Source organism: Paracraurococcus lichenis (assembly GCF_030657435.1).
In the GTDB taxonomy this organism is placed as follows: Bacteria; Pseudomonadota; Alphaproteobacteria; order Acetobacterales; family Acetobacteraceae; genus Paracraurococcus; species Paracraurococcus lichenis.
In genome coordinates this window covers 273,931-292,703 of sequence record NZ_JAUTWS010000001.1, presented here as the reverse complement: position 1 = coordinate 292,703, position 18,773 = coordinate 273,931, and the positions used below count along the sequence as shown (strand labels likewise).

The 18,773-nt window shown below is 72.8% G+C and carries 16 protein-coding genes; 5 read left to right on the top strand and 11 right to left on the bottom strand.

Annotated elements, in window-relative coordinates:
• Nucleotides 1-65: 65 nt before the first annotated feature.
• Nucleotides 66-1,397, top strand: a complete 1,332-nt coding sequence (locus tag Q7A36_RS01345; protein ID WP_305101836.1) for an NAD(P)H-dependent oxidoreductase — start codon at nt 66-68, stop codon at nt 1,395-1,397.
• A gap of 64 nt (nt 1,398-1,461) precedes the next feature.
• Here the strand turns inward: Q7A36_RS01345 and Q7A36_RS01340 are convergent, their stop codons facing one another.
• Entirely contained in the window at nt 1,462-2,739 is a 1,278-nt protein-coding gene (locus tag Q7A36_RS01340) for an MmgE/PrpD family protein (protein WP_305101835.1), read from the bottom strand.
• A gap of 85 nt (nt 2,740-2,824) precedes the next feature.
• The gene (locus Q7A36_RS01335; RefSeq protein WP_305101834.1) at nt 2,825-4,690 is read right to left on the bottom strand and encodes a bifunctional sugar phosphate isomerase/epimerase/4-hydroxyphenylpyruvate dioxygenase family protein; all 1,866 of its coding nucleotides are present in this window, start codon (nt 4,688-4,690) and stop codon (nt 2,825-2,827) included.
• A gap of 192 nt (nt 4,691-4,882) precedes the next feature.
• Between Q7A36_RS01335 and Q7A36_RS01330 the strand changes: the two genes are divergently transcribed.
• Entirely contained in the window at nt 4,883-5,899 is a 1,017-nt protein-coding gene (locus tag Q7A36_RS01330; RefSeq protein ID WP_305101833.1) for a glycosyltransferase family 2 protein, read from the top strand.
• Between the two features lie 43 nt (nt 5,900-5,942).
• Here Q7A36_RS01330 and Q7A36_RS01325 read toward each other — a convergent pair whose 3' ends face one another.
• The 4 genes from Q7A36_RS01325 to Q7A36_RS01310 form a co-directional block, all read right to left on the bottom strand.
• A complete protein-coding gene (locus Q7A36_RS01325; RefSeq protein ID WP_305101832.1) occupies nt 5,943-7,364 on the bottom strand; it encodes an oligosaccharide flippase family protein in 1,422 nt (473 codons plus the stop codon).
• A 146-nt stretch (nt 7,365-7,510) separates the two neighbouring features.
• Entirely contained in the window at nt 7,511-8,275 is a 765-nt protein-coding gene (locus Q7A36_RS01320; protein WP_305101831.1) for an SDR family NAD(P)-dependent oxidoreductase, read from the bottom strand.
• Complete coding sequence (locus Q7A36_RS01315; RefSeq protein WP_305101830.1) at nt 8,272-9,648, bottom strand: FAD-binding oxidoreductase; 1,377 nt, start codon at nt 9,646-9,648, stop codon at nt 8,272-8,274. Before Q7A36_RS01315 ends, Q7A36_RS01320 begins: the two co-directional genes overlap by 4 nt.
• Before the next feature lie 7 nt (nt 9,649-9,655).
• Nucleotides 9,656-11,119 carry a UbiA family prenyltransferase gene (locus Q7A36_RS01310; RefSeq protein ID WP_305101829.1) on the bottom strand — a complete coding sequence of 488 codons (1,464 nt, stop codon included), beginning with the start codon at nt 11,117-11,119 and terminating at the stop codon, nt 9,656-9,658.
• Between the two features lie 267 nt (nt 11,120-11,386).
• On the opposite strand from Q7A36_RS01310, the gene Q7A36_RS01305 reads away from it, so the two are divergent.
• A complete protein-coding gene (locus tag Q7A36_RS01305; protein WP_305101828.1) occupies nt 11,387-12,523 on the top strand; it encodes a glycosyltransferase family 2 protein in 1,137 nt (378 codons plus the stop codon).
• 6 nt (nt 12,524-12,529) lie between these two features.
• Here Q7A36_RS01305 and Q7A36_RS01300 read toward each other — a convergent pair whose 3' ends face one another.
• Complete coding sequence (locus tag Q7A36_RS01300) at nt 12,530-12,826, bottom strand: hypothetical protein (protein WP_305101827.1); 297 nt, start codon at nt 12,824-12,826, stop codon at nt 12,530-12,532.
• Between the two features lie 311 nt (nt 12,827-13,137).
• Between Q7A36_RS01300 and Q7A36_RS01295 the strand changes: the two genes are divergently transcribed.
• Together Q7A36_RS01295 and Q7A36_RS01290 are read left to right on the top strand one after the other, a co-directional pair.
• Nucleotides 13,138-13,968, top strand: coding sequence for a TauD/TfdA dioxygenase family protein (locus Q7A36_RS01295; protein WP_305101826.1), 831 nt, complete (start codon nt 13,138-13,140; stop codon nt 13,966-13,968).
• Between the two features lie 84 nt (nt 13,969-14,052).
• Nucleotides 14,053-14,640, top strand: coding sequence for an NAD(P)H-dependent oxidoreductase (locus Q7A36_RS01290; RefSeq protein ID WP_305101825.1), 588 nt, complete (start codon nt 14,053-14,055; stop codon nt 14,638-14,640).
• On the opposite strand, the gene Q7A36_RS01285 is transcribed toward Q7A36_RS01290, so the two are convergent.
• Genes Q7A36_RS01285 through Q7A36_RS01270 form a run of 4 tightly spaced genes read right to left on the bottom strand, consistent with a single transcriptional unit; the run spans nt 14,637 to nt 18,770 of the window.
• Nucleotides 14,637-15,782 carry an aminotransferase class V-fold PLP-dependent enzyme gene (locus Q7A36_RS01285; RefSeq protein ID WP_305101824.1) on the bottom strand — a complete coding sequence of 382 codons (1,146 nt, stop codon included), beginning with the start codon at nt 15,780-15,782 and terminating at the stop codon, nt 14,637-14,639. The genes Q7A36_RS01290 and Q7A36_RS01285 overlap by 4 nt on opposite strands.
• A gap of 26 nt (nt 15,783-15,808) precedes the next feature.
• Complete coding sequence (locus Q7A36_RS01280; RefSeq protein WP_305101823.1) at nt 15,809-17,161, bottom strand: cytosine deaminase; 1,353 nt, start codon at nt 17,159-17,161, stop codon at nt 15,809-15,811.
• Nucleotides 17,158-18,012 (bottom strand): ABC transporter permease, encoded by an 855-nt coding sequence (locus tag Q7A36_RS01275; RefSeq protein ID WP_305101822.1) that lies wholly within the window; start codon nt 18,010-18,012, stop codon nt 17,158-17,160. Before Q7A36_RS01275 ends, Q7A36_RS01280 begins: the two co-directional genes overlap by 4 nt.
• Nucleotides 18,009-18,770: an ABC transporter ATP-binding protein gene (locus tag Q7A36_RS01270; RefSeq protein WP_305101821.1), complete on the bottom strand. Its 762-nt coding sequence runs from the start codon at nt 18,768-18,770 to the stop codon at nt 18,009-18,011. The genes Q7A36_RS01275 and Q7A36_RS01270 overlap by 4 nt, the downstream gene beginning before the upstream one ends.
• Between the last annotated feature and the right edge of the window lie 3 nt (nt 18,771-18,773).

Genomic DNA, 18,773 nt, shown 5'->3' with positions numbered 1-18,773 from the left:
CGTCAAGCCATCGCCCGGCGCGCGGCCCTGGGCTAGCCTGCCGGGACAAAGGGAAGGAAACGCGCATGAACCTCCACAGGATGCTGCAGGCGCGGGCGGCAGCGGGGAAGCCGGTCACGGTCGGGCTGATCGGGGCGGGCAAGTTCGGCTCCATGTTCCTCGCGGCCTCGCAGCGGACGGTCGGGATGCATGTCGCCGGCATCGCCGACCTGGCGCTGCCGCGGGCGCGGATGGCGCTGGCGCGTGTGGGCTGGCCGGAGGCGAAGTACGCCGCGCCCGACATCGACGCCGCCTGCCGCACCGGCGCGACGGCGCTGACCGAGGATGCGATGGCGCTGATCGCCGACCCGCGCATCGAGGTCATCGTGGAATGCACCGGCCACCCGGCCGCCGGCATCCGCCATGCGCTCGCCGCCATCGCGCATGGCAAGCACATTGTCATGGTGAACGTGGAGGCCGATGTGCTGGCCGGCCCGCTGCTCGCGGAGAAGGCGCGCGCCGCGGGCACGGTCTATTCCATGGCCTATGGCGACCAGCCGGCGCTGGTCTGCGAGATCGTGGACACGCTGCGCGCGGAGGGCTTCACGGTCGTGGCGGCAGGCAAAGGAACAAAGTACCTGCCGGACTACCATGCCAGCACGCCGGCCACCGTCTGGGGCCATTACGGCCTGACGGAGGAGCAGGCGAGGCTCGGCGGCATGAACCCGCAGATGTTCAACAGCTTCCTCGACGGCACCAAGTCCGGCATCGAGATGGCGGCGATCGCCAATGCCACCGGGCTGCAGCCGCCCGAGGATGGCCTGGCCTTCCCGCCCTGCGGCACGCAGGACCTGCCGCGGGTCTTCGCGGGCGCGACGGGCCGGGTGGAGGTGATCTCCTCGCTCGAGCGCGACGGAAGGCAGGTGGTGGGCGACCTGCGCTGGGGCGTCTATGCGGTCTTCGAGGGCGAGACGGACTACATCCGCCGCTGCTTCTCCGAATACGGCGTGGCGACGGACCCCTCCGGCCGCTACGCCGCGCTCTGGCGGCCCTACCACTTCATCGGGCTCGAGCTCGGCATCTCCGTCGCCAGCGCCGCGCTGCGCAAGGAGCCGACCGGCAGTTCCGAGGCCTGGCGCGGCGACGTGGCGGCGACGGCGAAGCGCGACCTGGCGGCGGGCGAGGTGCTGGATGGCGAGGGCGGCGCCATGGTCTGGGGCAAGTGCATCCCGGCCGAGCGCTCGCTCGCGGCCGGCGCGCTGCCGATCGGCCTCGCGCATGGCGTGCCGCTGAAGCGCGCGGTGAAGGCGGGCAGTATCGTGAGCTACGCCGATGTGGCGCTGGACGAGGCGAGCGAGGCGGTGCGCATCCGCCGCGCGATGGAAGCGGCGGCGCGGCCGGCGAAAGCCGCGGAGTAGCGAAGGGGGCGCTGCCCCCTTCACCCCCGCCAGGGGTCAAGCGACCCCTGGACCCGGCCTGAGTCTAGGGGCGACAGGCGGCGAGGAGCGCCGACGCCGAAGGCAGCCGGTCGGGACGGCGCGCCATGTCCCAGAGTTCCGTCCATCGGCCACCGAAACCGGGTTCCACGCAGCGGCGGAACTTGTCGCGCAGCGCGGCCTCCGGATGCGGCCGGTCGGGGTCGCCGGGGGTGCCGATGATCTCCTGCCGGCGCACCGTGCCGTCCCGCAGCCGCAGCGTCAGGCGGCAGACGCGTTCCGCGGGTTGGCGCGCGGTCAGCGCCGGGTCGTGGCGGACCGCGACCTTCGCCGCCAGGGCGCGGGTCGCCGGGTCGGCGATGGCGGCGGGCGAGAAGGCCTCGATCCAGGTGCCGCCGGAGACGATGCGCGTCGCGACCGTGAAGGGGATGGAGAAGCGGCCGGCGATCGGCGCCGCCGGCGCGCGCTCGGACAGCAGGGAGGCGGAGTGGAAGGTCTCGACCTCGATCGCGTCCACCGCCTCCGGCGCGACCGGCGCCCCGGCGAGCAGCAACTCGATCGCCTCCAGCGCGCCCTGGGTCTCGCGGCAGCAGGAATGGAGCTTGAGGAAGCTCTCCAAGATGAACCAGCGGCCGGCGCCGGCCTCGTAGGCCGCCTGGTCCCAGCCCTCGCCGATCACCTGGCCGAAGACGACCGGGATGCCGTCGGGCTCGCCGGTAATGCCGGCCTCGGCGAGATCGACCGCGAGCAACCCGTTCTGCGCCGCGGCGCCGGCATAGACGTTGCGGACGGAACCGCCGCGGAGGGAGGCGGTGGCGCTGGTGGCGAGGCCGAGGCTGGCCGCGACCTCCATCGCGCGCTGCGTCGCCGCGGCGTCGAGACCGCGCAGGCTGGCGACCGCGGCGGCGGCGCCGATCACGCCCCAGGTGCCATGCGGATGCGCTGCGGCGCGCAGGCGCATGGCGTGGCCGACGCGCGAGCCGGCCTCGTAGCCGGCGATGCAGGCGGTGAGCAGCGCCTCGCCGCTGCAGTCGCGCGTCGCGGCCTCGGCCAGAGCGGGGGCGATGGCGTGGATCGCGGGATGGCCGCCGCCGGCATAGTTGCCCTCGTCCAGTTCGGCGGCGGTGCCGGCGAGGCCGGTGAGGAAGGCGGCCATGGGCGGCGGCGCGCTGGCGGCGGCCCCCAGCAGCGGCACGCCGCCGGTCGCGTGGCGCGCGGTCATGGCCCGCACCTCCGCCTCCCGGTGGCCGGCGACGATGGCGGCGATGGTGTCGGCGAGGATCAGGCCCGCATGGTCGCGGACATGGTCGGGGATCGGAAGCATGGTGGTGAGCCTCGCCGGTCGCACCCGCGGGTGCAAGACTCGGAGAATTAGAAGGGGGGCTCGGGGGGAATACCTTCCCCCCGTCTTACTTCTTCTGCCGCCTGGCCTGCGCCGCCATGCGCACCGCGGCGTTGGGCGCGCCGTACTGGTCGTAGCCGCCACGCCGCTCGACCACCTCGAAGAAGAAGCGGTCCTGGAAGGCATGGGTATAGGCATGCACGAAGCTGCCGCCCTGCGCGTCCCGGTCGTAGAGCAGGTGCCCCACCTGCAAGGCCGCAAGCTCCTCGTCCGGCAGGCCGAAGCGCGCGGCGAGGTCGTCGTAGTAGTTCTCCGGGATCTCCAGCATCGGCGCGTCCGGCGCCGCCGCCACCAGCGCCGCAGCATCGGGCGCGGCGAAGGCGATGTGATGCACGCCGGCGCCGGCATAGGCCGAGACGAAGCGCCCCGTGCCGGTCTGCCGGCTCTCCGAGACGTTCAGCGGCAGTCGCAGGCTGCGCTCGGGCGAGGCGAGCGTGCGGCTGCGGACGATGCCGAAGGGGTCGGGCAGTTCGAAGACCGGCTCGGGCTCCAGGCCGAAGACGGCGCGGTAGAAGAGCACGAATCCGTCGAGATGGCCGGGTGCGAGGGCCTGCACGACATGGTCGATGCCGGCAAGCGGCGGCACAGCGGGGGCCGCGCCCGGCAGCAGGTGGAAGTCGTCCGCCCAGATGTCGCTGCCGCTCTGCACCAGGTAGATCAGCGTGCCGTCCGGGGCGCGGATGGCGGGGATGCGCTGCTCGCCCTCCCCCACCCGTTCCTGCCAGGCGGGGCTGAGGAGGGACTGCGCGCGGGCCAGGGCGCGCGCCGGGTCGTCCACCCGCAGCGCCATGGCGCAGACGGCGGGGCCGAACATCTCGAAGCGCTCGGCGGCGGCGCTGTCCGGCTCGCTGTTCAGCACGAGGTTCACGCCGCCCTGGCGCAGCAGTTCCACGGCTTTGGAGCGGTGCTGGCCGGCGCGGCGGAAGCCGAGCGTGCCGAGGAAACCGCCGAGCTGCTCGCGCGCCGCCTCGTCCACCGCGAATTCCACGAACTCCAGGCCGGAGAGCATGGGCGCGGCCGGCAGCGGCTGCGCCGGGACGGTCTCGGGCGGCGCCTCCGCCCGCACGGCGTCGTCGAGCAGGATCAGGCTGCGCAGCGCGTCGCGGGCGATGCGGCGGACCGGCGCGGCGCGGAACTCGTCGTTGAAGATCTCGAGCGAGACCGGGCCGCGATAGCCGGCGCGCAGGATGTCGCGGAGGAAGCCGGCGACCGGCAACTCGCCCTGGCCGGGGAAGAGGCGGAAATGCCGGCTCCAGGAGAGCACGTCCATGGAGAGCTTCGGCGCATCGGCGAGTTGCAGGAAGAAGAGCTTCTCCGCCGGCACCCGATCGAGCCCCGCGAGGTCGTCGCCGCGCGAGAGGCTGTGGAAGCTGTCGAGGATGAGCCCGAGCGCGGGGTGGTCGGCCAGGCGCACGATGTCCCAGGCTTGGCGCCAGAGGCTGACCTGCTTCCCCCAGGCCAATGCCTCGTAGCCGACGCGCAACCCGCGCTGCGCCGCGCGCTCGGCCATCTCGCGCAGGTCGGCGGCGGCGCGCTCGGGCTCCGGCAGGGTCGCGGGCTGGGTATTGCTGCAGACCAGGATCAGGTCGGTGCCGAGCGCCTGCATGGTGTCGAACTTGCGCTCGGCGCGGTCGAGGTTGCGCCGGCGTTGCGGCTCCGGCATCGCCTCGAAGTCGCGGAAGGGCTGGTAGATCGCGACATCCAGGCCGAGGTCGCGGCACATCCGGCCGACCTCCTCCGGCGAGCCGTCATAGGTCAGCAGGTCGTTCTCGAAGATCTCGACGCCCTGGAAGCCGACCAGGGCCGCGGCCTCCAGCTTGTCTGGCAGGGCGCCGCTCAGGCAGACGGTGGCGATCGACTTCGGCAGCGGCATGGCGGCGTCCTGCGGCTCGGGTGGAAGGCCGGAAGTCCTCTTCTAGGCCGGCCCGCGTGGCGGATGAACGGTGGACAAGCGCGGCAGTGCCAAGCTTGTGAGGCGGCTGCATGGCCACCGCGCCGGGCGCGCCACGTTCCCGCCTTGGTTGGGCATCGAGCCCGATCGTTTCGCCATTTCAGCCGGTGTGCCATGGACGATCTGCCGCTTTGGCGGGACCCCTCCGATGCCGTCTCCCTGGCGACGCGCCAGCGGACGGGCGTGCCGGCCTTCTCCGTCGTCGTGCCGGCCTACAACGAGGCCGCGGTGCTGCCCGCCTTCCAGCAGCGGCTCGCAGCGGTCATGGACCGGCTCGGCGCGGCCTGGGAGGTCGTCTATGTCGATGACGGCTCCGCCGACGGCACGGCGGAGATCGTGCGCGGGCTGAAGGCGACGCGGCCGGAGGTCGCGCTGCTGGCGCTGAGCCGGAATTTCGGCAAGGAGGCGGCGCTCACCGCCGGTCTCGACCATGCCCGCGGCAGCGAGGCGGTGATCGTCATCGATGCCGACCTGCAGGACCCGCCGGAGGTCATCCCCGCCCTCGTCGCCGCCTGGCGGGAGGGCGCCGAGGTGGTCTATGCCCAGCGCCGTTCGCGCGCCGGCGAGACCTGGCTGAAGCGCGCGACGGCGCATGCCTTCTACCGCGTGATGGGCCGCATCGCCGGGCCGGTGAAGCTGCCGGCCGACACGGGCGATTTCCGGCTGATGAGCCGCCGCGCGGTGGATGCGCTGCTGCGCCTGCGGGAGCGGCACCGCTTCATGAAGGGCCTCTTCGCCTGGGTCGGCTTTCCCTCCCGCGCCGTGCTCTACGACCGGGAGCCGCGGGCGGCGGGCTCGACGAAGTGGAACTACCGCAAGCTCTGGGCCCTGTCGCTGGAGGGCATCACCAGCTTCACCACCCTGCCGTTGCGGGTGGCAACCTGGCTCGGCCTCGGCACCGCGGCCTTCGCGCTGCTCTTCGGCGGCTGGGTGGTGCTGAAGGCGCTGCTCTACGGCGATGCGGTCCCCGGCTATCCCAGCCTGATGGCCGTGGTGCTGATGCTGGGCGGCGTGCAGCTGATCACCCTCGGCGTCATCGGCGAGTATCTCGGCCGGATCTTCAACGAGACCAAGGGGCGGCCGCTCTACATCGTCGGCCGCCACCTGCCGAGCGGGGCGGAGCGCGAGTAGCGCCAGGCAGGCATTGTTGCCGCGCAAACCCCGAGGGGTTTGCTCAGGCCTCCTGCAGCGCCCGCGGCCAGCGGAAGCCGAGCGCGGGCAGCACCACCAGCGCATAGGCGAGCGCGCCGGCGAAGCCGATGGCGAGCAGCGCGGTGATCGCGGGCTGGCCGGCCATCTCCCGCGCCACGCCCATTGCGACCAGCGTCATGACCAAGGTGCCGAGCAGCGGCGCAACCTGCCGCCGCAGCAGCCAGGAGACGGGGCGGCCCAGCGCCCGCAGCACCAGCAGCACCTGCACCGGCGGCACGATGACGCTGCCGAGCGCCCAGCAGATGGCGGCGCTGCCGGCATCCTGCGGCCGCAGCAGCACGAGGCCGAGCAGCGGCGCTGCGAAGGCGATCAGCGTCATCCAGAGATTCATCCGCGTCCGCCCGAGCGCCAGCCAGAGCGAGGGCGCCGGCCCGACCAGGAAGATCGGCAGCGCGGCGAGCGCGACCAGCCGCGCCGGCTCCGCCGCCGCCTGCCAGGGGCCGCCCATCAGGATCTCGATGAGTTGCGGCGCCGTGATGGCGAGGCCGGCGGCCATGGGCAGGCCGATCAGCGCCTGCAACTGCGCGAGGTCGCCATAGGCCTCGGCCAGCGCCGTCCGGTCGTGCTGCAGCGCCGCCAGCCGCGGCGCGGCAAGGCGCATCGCCGCGCCGTTGATGGCGGCGAGCGCCACGTCGAGCAGGCGGAAGGCGACATGGGTGACGGCGACCACCGCCTCCGTCACCAGCATGCCGAGGCCGATGATGAAGAGCCTGTAGCGGCCGTAGAAGACGGTGACGGCCAGGACCTGCGGGCCGGCCACGGGCCAGAGGTCGGCCATGGCGTCCCGCCGCAGCAGGCGGCGCGGCCGCCAGCCGGCGCGCCAGGCCAGCAGGAGGAAGACGGAGAGCGTCACCGCCGCCTGCTGCGCCGCCATGGCCCAAGGGCCCGCCCCGGCCAGCGCCGCGCCGACGCCGGCCGCGACCGCCAGCGGCTGGCAGAGCAGCACGCGCAGCGCCAGCAGGCGGTAGCGGCGGTCCTTCAGGGCGAGCGCCGAGAGCATGCCGCCGGCGGCCGAGACCGGCAGCAGCAGCGCGAGCGCCCGGATCATGTCGGCGACCGGCATCGCCGTCGCCCGCGCCACCAGCGGCGCCAGCAGCCAGAGCGCCAGGGTGCCTGACACGGCGACGAGCATCGTCACCCAGAAGGCGGAGGAGCGGTGCCGCTCCTCCAGCCCCTGGCGCTGCAGCAGGCTGTCGCCGAAGAGCGCCGAGATCGGCACATCGGCCGTGAGGAAGGCGCTGGAGGCGACGGCGCCGATGCCGGCGGCCTCAGGCCCGATGATGCGGGCGACGAAGAGCAGACCGATCAGCGCCGCGAGGGCGGCGCCGAGCGTCTCGGCGGCGACCCAGGCGGGCGAGGCCGGGCCGGGCAGCAGGCGACGCATTCAGCGCGCCCCCGCGCAGGTCGGCGATCGAGCGTCCATGCGGTCCTTCCAGATGACGGTCGGCCCGAGCCGGGCGCAAGGCGAGGCACGCCCCGCCCCCAACCGGCACGACCCGCGCCGGTTGCAGCGCCGCTCGCGGCGCCGGCTCAGAGATCGAGCTTGTTGAAGATCCGCGTCGGGATGTTGCGGATGATGGTCATGATCGGCCACCAGATGCCGGGCAGATAGGCATCGCCGCCGCCCTTCCGCGCGCGCTTCCAGGCGGCGGCGGCGAAGGCGCGCGGGCTGGCCATGAAGGGCAGCTTCGGCAGCGCCCAGGTCATGGCGGTATCGACCGGCCCGGGCCGGATGCAGAGCACGCCGACGCCCACCCGCGAGAGCCGCGCGGCATAGCCCTGCAGGAAGGTGTGCAGCGCCGCCTTGGTCGCGCCATAGGTGTAGTTGCGCGGCCGGCCGCGATCGCCGGCGACGGAGCCGAGGGCGACGACCATGCCCTGCCGCTGCGCCTCCAGCACCGGCGCGAAGGCGGCCAGCAGCGTGGCCGCGCCGGTGAAATTGGCGTCCACCATCGCCGCCGCGGCGGCCGGGTCGGCATCGAGTTCCGCCTGGTCGGGCATGCTGCCGAAAGCGAGGAAGAGGTTCAGCGGCCCGCCCGCCCGCGCCGCGCAGTCCCGGGCGAAGGCGGCATGGCCGGCATGGTCGCGCGCATCGAAGGAGACCGGCGCCGCCGGCACCTCGTAGCGGATGGCGAGGTCGGCCGCCTGCCGTTCCAGGTCGTCCATGTCGCGGCCGGCGAGCAGGACGCCATGGCCATGCGCGGCGGCCTCCCGCGCGAAGGCGCGCGCGACGGCGGAGGAGGCGCCGAGCATCAGCCAGGTCGGGGCGCCCGTCGCGGTCTGGGTCGCGCTCATGCCAGGGCCAGCCGCTTCGCCATGTCGGAGGAGAGCCGCCCCTGCGGATCGACCGAGGCGCGGATCTCCATGAAGCGCTGCGCTTCCGGGTACATCTGCCAGAATCCCTCCGCCGAGAGCAGGCTGTCCTTCGCCAGGTAGATCCGGCCGCCGGCATCGCGGGTGATGCGCTCGAGCGCCGCATAGAGCTCGCGCACCCCGGGGCGGCTCGGGATGTCGAGGGCGAGGGAATAGCCGGGGAGGGCGAAGGAGAGCAGGCCGCGCCCCGGCCGGCCCATCACCTTCAGCACCGCGAGGAAGGAGGCATTGCCCGAGGCCGCGATGGTCTCGAGCAATTGGCGCAGCGCCGCCTCGCCCGGGCCGAAGGGCAGGACGCACTGGAACTGGTGGAAGCCGCGGCGGCCGTACATGCGGTTCCAGTGCAGGATCGCGTCCAGCGGGTAGAGGAACTTGCCGTAGTGCTGGGTCTGCACCCGCCCGCCGGCCGGCACGCGCCGCCAGTAGAGCGCATTGAAGGCCTTCACCGTCGCGCGATTGAGCAGCCAGCCCGGCGCCTCCAAAGGGAAGGTCCTGGACTTCGCCGGCGGCGCCGGCACACCGCGCTCGGCGGGCTCCGCGGTCTCCAGGATGCCCCGCCCCAGGGCGCGGCCGCTGGCCAGCGCATCGATCCAGCCGACCGACCAGGTCGCCTCGGCGCTCTCGGCGAAGCCGGCGAGGAAGCTGTCGAGGTCGCGCACCCGCCGGCTGCGCACCTGCAGCGCATTGGAGGGCACCGGCTGCAGGCGGAAGCAGACCGTGGTGACGATGCCGGTCAGGCCCATGCCGCCGATGGTGGCGCGGAACAGCGCCGGCTCCTCCTCGTCCGAGATGCGGAGCGTCCGGCCATCGGGCAGCAGCAGGTCCAGCCAGAGGACGTGGTCGCCGAAGCTGCCCGCCCTGTGGTGGTTCTTGCCGTGGACGTCGTTCGCCACCGCGCCGCCGATGGTGGCGAAGGCGGTGCCCGGGGAGGTCGGCGCCAGCCAGCCGCGCGGCAGGAAGGCCTCCAGCAGGTCGGCGAAGGTCACCCCCGGCTCGGTGATGACGACGCCGGTCTCGGGGTCGAAGGAGAGGATGCGGTCGAGCCGCGTGGTCAGCAGCGCCGCGCCGCCGCTGTTCAGCGCCTGGTCGCCATAGCTGCGGCCGCCGCCATGGGGCAGCAGCGTCCGCCCCTCCGGCACCTCGAGCGCCGCGGCGAGGTCGCGCATGCGTTCGGGCCGGGCGGCGAGGCAGGGTGCCGTCACGCTGCGGCCCCAGCCCTGCAGGCTGGTGTCCTTCCAGGCGGCGGTGCGGGGCGCGACGGCCAGCGCGCGATGCTCGGTCATGGTGTCGGGCATGACGGCCTCAGAGCGCCGCGACAATGGCGGCGGCGATCACGGCCCCGATGCCCCAGCTCCAGGGATCGCGCAGCGCGAAGACCACCGGGTCGTCCTTCAGGATGCGGCGATGCGAGAGCATCCAGATGCGCACCACCCAGACGGCGAGCGCGGCCGGCGCGACATAGAGCCAGGCGGCATGGTGATAGAGGCGCGAGGGCGCGGCCTCGTTCGCCACGTAGAGGATCATGATCTGCAGCGCCGCCATGGCGGAGGCAGCGCCGAAGCCGAGGGTGAGCGGCCAGTCCTCGACCTCGTAGCCGCGGCGGGCGAGGCCGCCGCCCGGCATGTCCCTGGCCTCGATCAGCTCGCCATGCCGCTTGGCCAGCGCGCAGGAGAAGAAGAAGAAGCCGGCGAAGGCCATCAGCCAGGGCGAATAGGGCACGCCCGCGAGTTCGACGCCGAGGGCGAGGCGCAGGGTGAAGAGGCCGCCGATGGTCAGCGTATCGAGCAGCGCGATGCGCTTGAGGAAGGCCGAATAGGTCAGCGACAGGCAGACATAGCCGAGCAGGCCGAGCGCGAAGGCGGGGTTGAGCACGGCCGCGCCGATCAGGCCCATCGCCACCAGGGCGATCGCGCCGGCCAGCCCCTGCAGCGGCGGGATCCGGCCGGCGGCGACCGCGCGGTTGCACTTCGTGCGGTGCAGGCGGTCCGACGGCAGGTCGGCGATGTCGTTCAGCAGATAGGTGCCGGAGGCGGTGAGGCCCATCAGGATCAGGCCGAGCAGGCAGTCCAGGATGGCGGAGGGATCGCCGAGCTTGTGGCCGAGAACCAATGGCACGAAGAGCAGCGCGTTCTTCGACCACTGGTGGATGCGCATGGCGCCGATCCAATCGCGGATCGGCGAGGCCTGCGGCGGGAACTCGGCGAGCACCTCGGCATGGCCGAGTCGCCGGGCCTTCGCCGCGACATCCGGCTTCGCGCCGACCAGCACGATCTCTTCGGCCTCGGCGAAGACGGCGAGGTCGGCCCGGCTGTCGCCGGCATAGGCGAAGCCCTCCGGGAAGCGCTCGCGCAGCCAGGCGGCCTTCTCCGGCCCCTTCAGGTTGCGCGTGCCGTCGCTGCCCGTCGCGCTATCGAAGATGTCGAGGTGCTGCGCGATCGCGTCCGCGACCGACTGGTCCGCGGCCGTCACCAGGTGCAGCCTGCGGCCCTGCGCACGCTGGTCCTCCAGCCATTCCACGAAGGGCTGGCGGAGCGGCAGGACGGCCGCATTGGCGGGCGCCGCCTTGCTGACATGCCGCTTGAAGGCGGCGCGGCCCTTCGGCAGGCTGGCCAGCAGGCCGGGCAGCGAGGCCGGGTCGCGCAGCAGCGCGGCCACCAGCCCCTCATGCAAGGTATCCGTCGTCAGCAATGTCCCATCGAGATCGACGGCCAGAGGCAGGAGCCGCGATTCGCCCTGCGCCGCCGACGCGAATGCCGCGTCCTGCATCACACCCTTTGTTCCCGGTACCGCTGCCGGAAAATCACATCGCACCTGCGAAGAGGGTAGTGCCATTGGCGTGAGACGCCGCTGCGTGACGGAAAGATGCATTGCCGTGGGACCCAATCACTTGCAGCAAAGACACACTGACGCGCGCCGCCGGGGCCGCAAGCCAACGTGAATATGAGTTGTCATGCTGCCTCACCTTCGCGGTTCAACGCGTTGCTGCCGCAACCTAAGTTCCGCGCCCTCAAGCCGGTTGGTGATCAACGAGCGATGCGTGACAATTCCAACATTCCCACGGACCTCGCACCGCGCCGACAATCGGGCGACGGCCTGGCCGATGCGGGCCGGCGCGGGGTTTCGCCCAGCATCACCGTCTGCGTCGTCACGCATGACCGGCCGCATTACGTTCGTACCTGCCTCGAGAGCCTGCGCGTGCAGACCGTCGGGCTCGATGCCTTCGACATCATCGTCGTGGACAGTTGCGGCATGCCGGGAACCAGCGCGGAGTTGCGCGCCATGGTTGCCACCCTGCCGAATGCGCGCCTCTTCCGGCTCGACCGTCCCGGGGTCAGCATCGCCCGCAATCTCGGCGCGGAGGAATCGCGCGCCGATTTCGTCGCCTACCTCGATGACGACGCGCTCGCCACGCCCGACTGGGTCGAGCAGATTCGCCTCGTGCTGGAGGAACGGCGGCCCTGGCCAGGGGTGATCGGCGGCCGCGTCCTGCCGGTCTGGGAGCGGCCGCTGCCCGACTGGTGGCCGCGCTCGCTGCGCGGCGTGCTGTCCATCATCGAGTGGCAGGGCCGCGGCGAGTTCCGCACCGAGGCGCTGCCGCCGGACCTCGAGCCCTATGGCGTCAACATGGTGGTGCAGCGCCAGCCATTGCTCGACATCGGCGGCTTCTCGGATGGCCTCGGCCGCTTCGGCAGCCTGCTCCTCTCCGACGAGGACGTCCAGGTCGGCTGGCGGCTGCAGGATGGCGGCTACTCCGCCTGGTACGACAGTCGCGTCGTGGTGATGCACCAGATCCAGGGCACCCGCATGAACCCGGACTGGCTGCTGAACCGGCTCTACTGGCAGGGCGCCTCCACGGTCATGACGCGCCGCATCCTGGGCAGTCCGGACCAGGTCTGGCGCGACTTGCCGCGCCGCCTGCTGGTCGAGGCGCTGACCAGCCCCGCCTGCCTGGTGCCCCGCCGGAGCACGCGCCTGCTGGCGCTGCGCTGGCGCCATGCCTATGCCAAGGGCTTCACCCGCATGGCGCTGGCCGGCGAGGGGCGGAAGAAGCGCTTCCTGCCCTTCCACCTGCTCGCCGCCTGGCTGCAGCGCCGCCCGGCCCCGGCGTCGCCGGCCTTCGAGGCCGGAGCCCAGGCCGGCATCGTCGCCCGCCCGCCGGGCCCGCCCTGACGGCGCTCAGGCGCCGGGCAGCAGGGCCGCCGCGATCGCCGACCATTCGGCGTCCAGGCTGAGATCGGGCCGGCGGCGGCCGGCGCGCCGGTACCAGTAATCGGCATTGGCGAGGTCGCCCTCGCGGCGGTGGAGATGGGCATGGACCCAGGCGCTCTCCGCGTCCTCCCCGGCCTGGGCGGCGGCATGCGCCGCGTCCCAGTCGCCCCGCGCCTCCCACCACAGGGCCTGCAGCGGGCCGGAAAGCCCGGCCGGCGGCGCGGCGCCGTCCCGGGCGGCAAGGCGCAACTCCTCCGCGGTCATGCTCCGCTCCTCGCCTCGGTGCGGCGGCACTCTCGGACGGCGCCGGGCCGCTGGCAAGCCGAGGCGCAGCGGATATATACGATTTCTATTCGCATATTGTCGCCGCGGCCGGTTTCGCCCGCGTGCCGCGCAAAAACCACGCTTGGCCGCCGTCGCAGCCCGAGGACCAGCCGCAACAACGCCCACCGCACGTTATTTTCCAAATTTACGCTTGCATACGGGAATAAAAGGGCCATCCTCCCGGATGCGGCGTGAAACTCGGACGGTTCCACGCCGGATTTCCTCACCCGGTCCGTCCGGAGCCGCAGGCCATGGTCACCACGCTCACCCCTGCCCGCCTCACCCGGCAGGCCGCCGGCATCGGCCTGCGGCCGCTGCATCCGGCCATCGGCGCCGAGGTCACCGGCCTCGACCTCGCGGCCCCTCTCGCCGCGCCGGTGCTGGACGTGCTGCACGACGCGCTGATCGAGCACGGCGTGCTGCTGCTGCGCGGCCAGCGCGCCCTGCCGGAGGCCCTCGCCCGCGGCCTCGCGGCGGCGGAAGCCCCGCTGCTCGGTCAGGCGATGCACCAGGCGCCGCCCCCCCTGCCGCTCGCGGTCGGGCCGACGCCCGACCTGCCGCCGCCCGGGGCGGCGCCGGATCCCTTCTGGCATGCCGACCGCAGCTATGCCGCCGAGCCCGCCCTCGCCTGCCTGCTGCGGGCCGAGGCCGCCGGCGGGACGATCGCCTTCATCGACCAGCGCCGCGCCCTGGCACGCCTGCCGGCCGGGCTGCGCGGGCGGCTCGAGTCGCTGCGCGCCGTGCATGCCAGCCCGCTCGACCCCGCGCAGCGCAGCGAGCATCCTGTCCTGCGCCAGCATCCCGTCACCGGCGAGGCCTCGCTCTACGTGAACCCGGCCTTCGCCACGCGCATCCTGAACCTGCCCGCGGCCGAGAGCCGCCGGCTGCTGGACCTGCTGCTGGCCGCGGCGACCGAGGAAGCGCTGGCCTGGCGCCATGCCTGGCAGCCCGGCGACGTGCTGGTCTGGGACAACCGCAGCGTCCTCCACACCGCCTGCGGCGGCCCCGGTTACGAGGCGCTGCGGATCGGCGGCGACCATCCGACCGGCTTCGACGCGCCGTCCTGGGTGGTCGCGGGCTGAGCCTGTGGCGGAACGCCTTCCGGTCGCTCGCGGATTTGGCCCGGAAAATGCTTGTGGCGTGGCGGCATCGGACTGGATCCGCCCATGCGAGTATTGATGATCGCCTGCCACCCATGCGCAGACAGCTTCTCGGCCGCGCTGCGGGATGCCGCATGCGCCGGGCTGGATCTGAGCGGACAGGAGGTGCGGCTGCGCGACCTGCATGCCGAGGGCTTCGTCCCCGTCATGTCGGCCGAGGAACACCAGGTCACCAACATGCCGGGCACGAACGAGGCCTTGGTCGCGCGTGACGCCGATGATCTGCGCTGGGCGGAGGCGCTGGTCCTGGTCTACCCGACCTGGTGGTACGGCATGCCGGCCATGCTGAAGGGCTGGTTCGACCGCGTCTGGCTGCCCGGCATCGCCTTCCGCATCGGCGAGGGCGCGATCGAGCCGATGCTGACCAATATCCGCCGCATCACGGTGGTGACCACCTATGGCTCGCCGCCCTGGCTGCTCTGGTATCTCGGCTGGCCGGACTTCAAGGTGATGAAGCGTGGCCTGCGCCGGCTCTGCGCCAGGGGCTGCCGAGTCGACTGGCTCTACCTGACGCGCATGGACCACCGCAGGCGGCCGGACCTCGAACGCTTCCTCGTGCGCGTCGGCAGCTTCTTCGCGGCCTGGATGGCCTAGCCCAGGCAGCGCCGCAGCGCCGCGAGGAAGGCGTCCACATCCGCCTCGTCGTTGTAGACATGCGGACTGATGCGCATGCGGCCGAGCCGTGGCGCGACATGCACGCGCTCCGCCGCCAGCCGCTCGATCAGTCCGGCCGGCATGCCCTGCGGGAAGCCGAGGCTCAGCACATGCGGCGCCCGCACCCGCGCCGCCGGCACCTCCACCGGCAGCCCTTCGACGCCCGCCGCGATGCGCTCGTTCAGCATGGCCAGCCGCGCGGCGATGGCCGCCTGTCCCCAGCCCGCCATCATCTCCATCCCGACCGCGGCCATCTCCAGCGAGATGAAATGGTCGCGCTCCCCCATGTCGAAGCGCTTCGCGCCCTCGGCGAAGGCGAGGTCGGCGAAATAGGGCGCGCTCTCCGCCGCGACCGCCTTGCGCGAATAGCTCGTCTGCTCCAGCGGCACGCCCTGCTGCCAGCGCTTGGCGACGTAGAGGAAGGCGCGGCCATAGGGGCCGAGCACCCATTTGTAGGTCGGAAAGACCAGGACATCCGGGTCGAGCGCCGCGACGTCGATCGGCAGCACACCGGCATGGTGGGTGGCATCCACCAGCAGCGCCGCCCCCTGGCGCTTCAGCGCCGCGCCGATGGCGGCGAGGTCCACCAGCCCGCCATCCGACCAGTGGACGGAGGAGATGGAGGCGAGCGCCAGCGGCAGGCCGGGCCGCGCGATCGCCTCCAGGACAGCCGTGGTCCAGTCGCCATCGGCCGGGCGATGGACGATCTCGACCGCGAAGCCGCCCTCCGGCGCGCGCTGGATCCATTCGAGGGTCGGGGAGCTGTGGTCGTCCGCCAGCAGCAGCACGCGGCTGCCCTTCGGCACCGGCAGGTTCTTCGCCGCCGTCGCCACGCCGTAGCCGACCGAGGAGACGAGGGCGATGTCCTCCGGCGCCGCGCCGATCAGCGCCGCCGCGGCCCGGCGCGCGCGCGCGAATTGCGCGGCATGGTCGGGTGCGTTCCAGGTCCAGGGCTGGCCCTTGCGCGCGACGCCGCGATGCCCGGCCTCCTGCACCGCCTTCGGCAGCGGGCTCCAGGAGGCGGCGTTGAGGAAGCAGATGTCGCGCGGGATGTCGAAGGCATCGCGCTGGCAGGCGAGCATGGCGGTTCCCCCCTTTGGAGCGTCGCCTAGCCTGGACCGGTCCCCAGCACCGCGTCCAGATCCCGCCAGTCCGGCAGCTCGGCCTCCAGCACCCGGCCGTTGCGCAGCACGATCCGGTCGCTCTGCGGCCGGCTCAGCAGCTCCGTCATGCCGCGGGCGCGGAAGAGCAGCAGGTCGGCCGGCGCGGCCGGCTTCAGCCAGCCGGCATCGGTGAGGCCCATGGCCGCCGCCGGCGTCGCACCGGCGGCGCGCGGCCAGTCGCCGATGGGGTGGTCGAGCTGCAGGATGCGCGTCGCCTCCCGGTAGACCTCCACCATGTCCATGTCGCCATAGGCATAGAAGGGATCGCGGGTATTGTCGGAGGCGACGGAGACCGGCACGCCCGCCGCCCGCAGCTCGTGCACCAGGGTCACGCCGCGCCAGCGCGGGGTGCGGCCCGGCACGCGGTCCTGCAGGTACATGTTGCACATCGGCAGGACGATGATGCCGATGCCCGCCTCGGCGCAGGCCGCGATGGTCGCCCGGGCGAAATCCTCCGGCTGGATGGAGAGCGAGCAGCAATGGCCGCACTGGATGCGGTTCCTGAAGCCGCGGCGGATCGCGGTGCGGGCAATCTCGATCAGCGCCCGCGCGCCGGTCTCGCCGCTCTCGTCCACATGGATGTCGAGCTCGAGCCCGCGCGCCTCGGCGAGCGAGAAGAAGTGGTCCAGCATGGGCTGGAACTCGTCGGGCAGCCTGTCATGCACCCCGCCCGTGAGGCGCGTGACCATCCCGAGCACGCTGCCCGACTCGGCGACGACATCGGCCAGCAGCGCGCCATCCTCGCCCTGGAAGCGGTCGAGCGGCGCGATGGAACTGGCCTGCAGCGTGATCCGTCCGGCCCAGCGGTCCCGTAGCCGGCGGAAGACCCGCCAGGAGGCCGGGTCGCGCGGCGCGAAGCTCTCGAGATGCGTGCGGATGGCGACGGTACCGTGCGCATGGGCGGCGCGCAGGCTCCACTCGAACCGCGCCTCGATGTCCTCGTCGGTCCAGCCCTCCCGGTCCTCGGCGCAGGCGGTCAGCGCGCCGTGGAAGTCGCCGGTCGGGTTGCCGTGGCGCGGCCAGATATGGCCCTTGTCCAGGTGCGTGTGCCCGTCCACCGGCCCGGGCCAGACCTGCCCGCCATCGAGGCTCGGGCCTTCCGTCGCCGTGCCGAGCGGCGCAATGGCGGCGATGCGGCCCTGCGCCAGCTTCAGGTCGAAGCGCACCAGCCCCTGCGCATCCACCGGGCCGGGCGCCTCGCCCGCCAGCAGCGCCGCCGGCGCCCGGGCGTCGCGCAGCCAGTACTCCGTCCCGCCGGCGGCGATCGTTGCCCGCAGCCTCGTCATCGCGGCGCTCATCCGCGGTCTCCCCTGGTCATGGCGCTCTCGTGCCAGCGGCGCAGCAGCAGGTGCGACAACAGGCTGAGCAGCAGAAAGATGGCGACGCCGGTGCCCGAGATGAGCACCAGCGCGGCGAACATGCGCGGGATCTGCAACTGGTAGCCGGATTCGAGGATCCGGTAGGCGAGGCCGGAGGCACGGCCGCCCGTCCCCGCGACGAATTCCGCGACGATGGCGCCGATCAGCGCGAGCCCGCCGGAGATCCGCAGGCCGGCGAGGAAGAAGGGCATCGCGGTCGGCAGCCTGAGCCGCCAGAGCACCTGCCAGCGGCTCGCGCCATAGAGGCGGAAGAGGTCCAGCAGGTTGTGGTCCGTGCTGTTCAGCCCGACGGTCGTGTTGGAGAGGATCGGGAAGAAGGCGACGATCCAGGCACAGATCAGCAGCGAGAGGGTGACGTCGTCCACCCAGATGATGATCAGCGGCGCGATGGCGACGATCGGCGTCACCTGCAGGATGACCGCATAGGGGAAGAGCGACAGTTCCACGATGCGCGATTGGGCGAAGAGCACCGCCAGCACCAGGCCGAGCGAGGCGGCGATCAGCAGCGCGAGCGCGGTGATCTTCAGCGTGACCAGCAGGGAGGCCGAGAGCACCGCCCAGTCCCGCACCATGGCCTGCGCGATCGCCACCGGCCCGGGCAGGACATAGGGCGGGATCTCCCGCGCCCGCACCAGCCATTCCCAGCCGCCCAGCACCAGCAGGCCGATCGCGACCGGCGCCAGCAGGCGCAGCCAGGCCTCCCGCGTCAGGGCGAAGGCCGGGCGTGGCGGCGCCAGTGGCGCGGCGCCCTCCTCCACCGCCTCGCTCACGCGGCCTCTCCCGCCATGGCGAGGCCGAGCGCCTCCGACACCTCCCGGCAATGCGCGGCATAGTCGGCCGAGGTGCGGAAGGCCTCGCCCCGCCGCGCCGCCGCCACCGCCAGCTCGGCATGCATGCGGCCGGGGCGCGGCGCCATGACCACGATGCGGCGGGCGAGGTAGACGCTCTCGAAGACGGAATGGGTCACGAAGACCACGGTGAAGCGCTCGGCCTCCCAGAGCTCCAGCAGGTCGTTGTTCAGCCGGAAGCGGGTGATCTCGTCGAGCGCCGCGAAGGGCTCGTCCAGCAGCAGCAGGCGCGGGCGCGTCACCAGGGCGCGGGCGATGGAGACGCGCATGCGCATCCCGCCGGACAGGGCGCGGGGATAGGCCTGCTCGAAGCCCTGCAGGCCGACCCGCGCCAGCATGGCGGCGGCGCGCGCCTCGGCCTCCCGCCCCGGCACGCCGGCGAGGTCCAGCGGCAGGGCGACATTGGCCAGCGCCGTCGCCCAGGGCATCAGCGTCGGCTCCTGGAAGACGAAGCCGATGTCGCGCGGGCCGGGCGTGCCGCCGGGCCAGTCGATGCGGCCGGCGGTCGGCTCCGCCAGGCCGGCGATCATGCGCAGCAGGGTGGACTTGCCGCAGCCGGAGGGGCCGAGGAGCGCGAGGAAATCGCCGGGCCGGATGTCGAGCTCGATCCCCCGCACCGCGAGGGTTCCGGTCGCGTAGCGCTTGGCGACGCCGCGCAGCGAGACCAGCGGCGCGGTCACCGG